Source organism: Paenibacillus ihuae (genome assembly GCF_001368795.1).
Taxonomy (GTDB): Bacteria; Bacillota; Bacilli; order Paenibacillales; family Paenibacillaceae; genus Paenibacillus_AQ; species Paenibacillus_AQ ihuae.
The window spans coordinates 2,867,033-2,872,342 of the sequence record NZ_LN831198.1; the positions used below are offsets into that span (position 1 = coordinate 2,867,033).

Genomic DNA, 5,310 nt, shown 5'->3' on the forward strand with positions numbered 1-5,310 from the left:
CCGGCTGATCCGCCATACTGCAAAAAGCCGTCCCTCCAATTGCATTGGGGGGACGGCTTTTTTAGATCCGGCAGATATATAATTTAGACGAGAACGGTCGATCCCATCAAATATTTGTCAACCTCACGAGCGGCTTCGCGGCCTTCATTAATGGCCCAGACCACGAGACTTTGCCCGCGGCGCATGTCGCCGGCGGCAAAGACCTTATCCACATTCGTGTTGAACTTGCCGTAACGGGCTTTCACATTGCTGCGGCGGTCCGTGTCCAGGTTCAGCTCCTGAATGATATCCTGTTCCGGTCCGTCGAAGCCGATCGCGATCAGCGCGAGCTGAGCCGGATATACCGCTTCTGTTCCCGGAATAGGCTGATAGATCTTGCGGCCCGTTTCATCCACCATACGGCGGATTTGCACGGTGTGCAGCTCTTTCAGGTTGCCTTCCTCATCACCCACGAATTTAGTAGTCATGATAGAGAATTCACGCGGATCATCGCCAAAGATTGCTTTGGCTTCCTGCTGTGCATAGTCAAGTGTATACACATTCGGGAACTGCGGCCACGGGTTCGCGATCGGGTCGCGCTCCAGCGGTGCTTTTTCATGCGTACCGAACTGGGTGATGCTGTTGCAGCCATGCCGCAGAGATGTAGCCACACAGTCGGAACCGGTATCCCCGCCGCCCAGTACAATCACATCTTTACCTGCCGCAGATACGTAATTGCCATCCTCCAGATTGGAGTTCAAATAGCTCTTAATCGTGCTGTTCAGGTAATCCATCGCGTACATTACACCGTTCAGCTCGCTGCCTTCTACATTGAACCGGCGCGCTTTGGTCGCTCCGCCGCACAGGACAACAGCATCGTATTCGTCAACCAGCTGCTGGGCAGGGATATCCTTGCCAATCTCTGTATTCACTACGAAGTTAATGCCTTCAGCAGCCAGCAGATCAACCCGGCGCTGTACCACGCGCTTATCAAGCTTCATTGTAGGAATACCATATGTCAACAAACCGCCGACGCGGTCGCTGCGTTCAAATACAGTCACTGTATGTCCGGCTTTGTTAAGCTGAGCGGCTGCCGCAAGGCCTGCCGGGCCGGAGCCGACGATGGCTACTCTTTTACCGGTGCGTTTCTCAGGAGGATTAGGGACGACCCAGCCTTCCTCAAAGCCTTTATCAATGATTGCAAGCTCAATCGTCTTAATTGTCACCGGCTGGCCGATCAGGCCGACGGTACAGGAACCCTCACAAGGTGCAGGACAGATGCTGCCCGTAAATTCAGGGAAATTATTCGTCTTGTGCAGACGCTCCAGCGCTTCCTTCCACAGTCCCCGGTAGACCAGATTGTTCCACTCGGGAATCAGGTTGTGAACCGGGCAGCCCGATGTGCCGCCGGACATGTCAATGCCGGTATGGCAATAGGGGGTTCCGCAGTCCATGCAGCGGGCGCCCTGCGTCCGAAGCTCGTCCTCGGTAAGATGATGATGGAATTCTTCCCAGTCTTTGACGCGCTGTTCAGGATCCCGGTCACCTGGGAGCTGGCGCTTATACTCCATAAATCCAGTAGGTGTAGACATATTTACGTTTCCCCCATCCGTTCTCTTCGTGTTGATTATAGTACATTGTAGCATACTGCGGCAGATTCATGTCGATCCAGCGCAATGAAGTACCTGCACATTCTATACTATACTATTTTTAAGTTTAGCAATTCTAATTTTAACTATATTAGCATTCAATACTTTCGCACTGTAATGGATTAATCTGCTGATTATTTGTACTATTTCACATGTTGTGTCAGAGAAAACGCTTTTTCGTTAAACCGTACGATGATAAACGTAGAATCGGTAATCATACGGGTTCTGCTCATCGCGGATCCCCTGTACATTGGAGACCTCTTCCCATTCATCCCACTCTACTTCAGGAAACTTCGTCTCTCCCTCAAATTCCTCATCAATTCGGGTCACGATCAGCTTATCGGCATACGGGAGCATCATCCGGTAAATCTCGGCTCCGCCGATGACCATCAGTTCATCTTCTTTGCGACCTTCGGCCAGCGCTTCCTCCAGCGAATGAATCACTTCCGCCCCTTCCGGCTGAAAGTCGGTATCCCGTGTAATCACGATACTCTTTCTGCCTTTTAGCGGCTTCCCGCCGAGCGATTCCCATGTTTTACGGCCCATAAGCATCCGTTTACCGAGCGTCTGCTCTTTGAAGTAGGCGAAATCCCGCGGCAGATGCCATGGCATATCATTATCCTTGCCGATAACGTCATTAGCGCCCATCGCCCAAATCATGCTGATACTCATATTTATGCCCTCCTTTTCAAAGAAACATCATGTCCCCAAAAAGATTAAATTGCGACCGGAGCTTTAATTCCCGGATGGTATACATAATTCTCAAACTCAAAATCTTCAAAAGAATAGTCAAAAATACTCTCCGGCTTTCTGAGAATATTCAGCTTCGGCAACGGATGCGGTTCCCTGGACAATTGGGTAGCGACCTGTTCCAGATGATTTGTATAAATGTGCACATCGCCGCCGGACCAGATAAAGTCCCCTACCTCTAGTTCCGTCTGCTGCGCTACCATATGTGTAAGCAGTGCGTAGCTGGCAATATTAAAAGGCAGTCCAAGGAAGGTATCTACCGACCGCATGGTCAGCATGCAGGAGAGCTTGCCGTCCGCTACATAGAACTGAAAAACAAAGTGGCAAGGCGGCAGCTTCATCTCCTCAATCTCGCCCACATTCCAGGCACTGACGATATGGCGGCGGGAGTCGGGGTTGTGCTTGATCGATTCGATCACTGCGGAAATCTGGTCTATCGTCCGGCCATCCTTACTCTCCCAGGCCCGCCACTGTGAACCGTACACCGGCCCCAGCTCACCGTTCTCGTCGGCCCATTCATCCCAGATGGAGACACCGTTCTCTTTCAGGTACGAAGTATTTGTATCTCCCTTTAAGAACCACAGGAGCTCGTATACTACAGATTTCAGATGAATGCGCTTGGTTGTAACCAGCGGGAACCCTTCGGACAGATCAAAGCGAAGCTGACGCCCAAATACGGATATTGTGCCGGTACCTGTGCGGTCGCTTTTTGTCGTGCCATGATCAAGCACATCCTGAAGTAAATCCAAATATTTACGCAACAGTCTAACACCCCTCTCTTTTTCTTTAATCATTTTACCATGAGCTAACGGTCCTTGTAACTTGTTAAGGCGCAGAAAATACAATCTTCCTTGTACGTTAGGGGTTTTCCTGGGATTGGACAAACATTATTTCCATGAATGAGGAGATCTTATCATCCACAATATAAGCATCATATCTAAAACAATTAGGCAGAAAGGGTGAAATGGGATGAAATGGATGAGTACGCTGCTGGGCCAGGTAAATAATCGGAGAACGATTATGTCTTTAGTGGCATTAGCGGTCGGAGTTATTGGTTTTGGGGCGGTAAGACGGCGCAGATTACGGGGAAATGCCTGGCGTCAGATGATTCAGCCAGTTCGAAGAGTGTTCTAAATACCATTCATTTAGGTAAAGAAGGTGATACCCAATGCCCCACACTTGTATCAAAGGATACAGCATGTATTACGAAGATTGCGGTCAAGGAACACCGATTGTATTCATCCATCCTCCAGTATTGACAAGCTTGAATTTTCAATATCAGATGAAGAAATTGTCAGCGGATTTCCGAACAGTTTCTTTTGATATCCGGGGTCACGGCAGCAGCGAGCCTTCAAGGGAAGAGATTACTTATCCGTTAATTGTCAAGGATATCCGTCAGTTGATGGATCAGCTGAAGATCGAAAAAGCATTTTTATGCGGTTACTCCACCGGCGGCTCGGTTGTCCTCGATTTTCTAATAAGCTGTCCCGAGCGTGCATTGGGCGGAATTGTGATTAGCGGGATGTCAGAAGTGAACGACAGTAAGTTAAGAAACAAAATTGCACGAGGACTCTTCCTGTCCCGTATCGGCGCGATCAGTGCCATTGCCCTTTCAATTTCGTGGAATCAAGCAAAAACAAAGCTGTCACTGATGCGGTCATTGTTTACCGACGCGAAAAAAACAAACGCTAAAAACGCGGAACAGTATTATCATTACAGTCTGAATTATAACTGTACAGCTCAATTGGAAAAGATCCATCATCCCGTCTTGTTGGTTTACGGAGAAAAGGACACACCATTCCATCCATACGCCAAGCTGCTGCAAGAACGGCTGCCCAAGAGTGAGCTTGTTTTTATCCAAAAAACCAAACACCAGATTCCAACAAAAGCAGCAGGTAAAGTGAACGATTTAATCAGGCAGTTTATTTATCGTTGTGAGTCTTCTTTGTCAAAAGGTTAAGCAAATATCCCTTTAAGTCAACAATTCGTAAATAATCGGGCTTCTGATCCGTTCCGCCGATGATCAAAGGAACAAGCGATTCCATTTTACGAATGGATCCATGCCCGCCACCGCCTTTATGTGTCGGCGAACTTCTGTCCGCTAATTCATATCCGGGTTTGGCCGTAACAACCAAAAATTCGCCCGGATGCGAATCAAGCGCAGCCGATAACCGCTTCAGGACATCGGGATACTGATCGTAATCCAAGGAATGAGCAGAATCGTTCACCTTTAAATCCAGCACTTCCCTGTCCTGTTCAACCGTCCATGTTTGTTTGTAAGAATCAATGAGATTACCTTTAGCTTTGAACTTGATTTGCTTGGCCGTTGATCCTTGGATTGCGTAAACCCATTCCTTTTCTTTCCATGCTATTAAATCGATACGCGGGTCCTTTTTTAGTTCATTTGCATAATCTCTAAGGGAACGGTCCGCTTTTAAGGAATACACATAGGCCATAGTTTCATTAACAGCGAGAATGATTTCTGTCTCCTTAGATACCGGTTCACCCGGACGTAAAACTTGCTCACCTCCAAACAAAGAAGGCAGATCGATTACCGGCTTTTGTTCAGCAGGCAGAATTGGAGTCATACCGCTGTCCCCCACAATGATAATAATCGCTTCCTGCAAAGCTTTTTCCGGAGAACCAAACGATTTCAGTAAAGAATCAAGCTGCTGATCCAGCTTTTTGACCCCATCTGAATCCGCGGGGCCTTTCTTGTGCAGCTTCTGATCCAAATCAGGCAAATAGACGAATAAAAAATCAGGCAGTTTCTGGGTTTGAATCAAATGCTTCACGGCTTCTATAGCAAAATCATTGTTCATTCCCAACCGGTTCGTCAGCCCATCGGGCAAACTTTTTATACCTTCAAACGGATTGGATAACGAACCCAGGGATAACAAATCCGGTCCTTCACCTGAATTTCGTTCGGCAA

At 48.0% G+C, this 5,310-nt stretch carries 6 protein-coding genes; 2 read left to right on the plus strand and 4 right to left on the minus strand.

Going from position 1 to position 5,310, the window contains the following annotated elements; genetic code table 11:
- Window positions 1-83 precede the first annotated feature (83 nt).
- The 3 genes from AQR02_RS13015 to thyA form a co-directional block, all read right to left on the minus strand.
- The gene (locus AQR02_RS13015) at window positions 84-1,571 is read right to left on the minus strand and encodes a glutamate synthase subunit beta (RefSeq protein ID WP_054940864.1); all 1,488 of its coding nucleotides are present in this window, start codon (window positions 1,569-1,571) and stop codon (window positions 84-86) included.
- A 237-nt stretch (window positions 1,572-1,808) separates the two neighbouring features.
- Window positions 1,809-2,300, minus strand: a complete 492-nt coding sequence (locus tag AQR02_RS13020; RefSeq protein WP_054940865.1) for a dihydrofolate reductase — start codon at window positions 2,298-2,300, stop codon at window positions 1,809-1,811.
- A gap of 44 nt (window positions 2,301-2,344) precedes the next feature.
- Window positions 2,345-3,139 carry a thymidylate synthase gene (gene thyA / locus AQR02_RS13025; RefSeq protein WP_054940866.1) on the minus strand — a complete coding sequence of 265 codons (795 nt, stop codon included), beginning with the start codon at window positions 3,137-3,139 and terminating at the stop codon, window positions 2,345-2,347.
- 208 nt (window positions 3,140-3,347) lie between these two features.
- Between thyA and AQR02_RS32460 the strand changes: the two genes are divergently transcribed.
- Both AQR02_RS32460 and AQR02_RS13030 read left to right on the plus strand, forming a co-directional pair.
- Window positions 3,348-3,512, plus strand: a complete 165-nt coding sequence (locus tag AQR02_RS32460) for a hypothetical protein (RefSeq protein ID WP_159067760.1) — start codon at window positions 3,348-3,350, stop codon at window positions 3,510-3,512.
- A 34-nt stretch (window positions 3,513-3,546) separates the two neighbouring features.
- Window positions 3,547-4,338 carry an alpha/beta fold hydrolase gene (locus AQR02_RS13030; RefSeq protein ID WP_054940867.1) on the plus strand — a complete coding sequence of 264 codons (792 nt, stop codon included), beginning with the start codon at window positions 3,547-3,549 and terminating at the stop codon, window positions 4,336-4,338.
- Here AQR02_RS13030 and AQR02_RS13035 read toward each other — a convergent pair.
- A complete protein-coding gene (locus tag AQR02_RS13035) occupies window positions 4,301-5,200 on the minus strand; it encodes an alkaline phosphatase family protein (protein WP_342447478.1) in 900 nt (299 codons plus the stop codon). The genes AQR02_RS13030 and AQR02_RS13035 overlap by 38 nt on opposite strands.
- Between the last annotated feature and the right edge of the window lie 110 nt (window positions 5,201-5,310).

Excerpts from the sequence above, each read along its gene's own strand:
- AQR02_RS13035 (WP_342447478.1), bottom strand. The coding sequence starts at position 5,200 with ATGAACAATGATTTTGCTATAGAAGCCGTGAAGCATTTGATTCAAACC.
- AQR02_RS32460 (WP_159067760.1), top strand. The coding sequence starts at position 3,348 with ATGAAATGGATGAGTACGCTGCTGGGCCAGGTAAATAATCGGAGAACG.
- AQR02_RS13015 (WP_054940864.1), bottom strand. The coding sequence starts at position 1,571 with ATGTCTACACCTACTGGATTTATGGAGTATAAGCGCCAGCTCCCAGGT.
- AQR02_RS13020 (WP_054940865.1), bottom strand. The coding sequence starts at position 2,300 with ATGAGTATCAGCATGATTTGGGCGATGGGCGCTAATGACGTTATCGGC.
- AQR02_RS13030 (WP_054940867.1), top strand. The coding sequence starts at position 3,547 with ATGCCCCACACTTGTATCAAAGGATACAGCATGTATTACGAAGATTGC.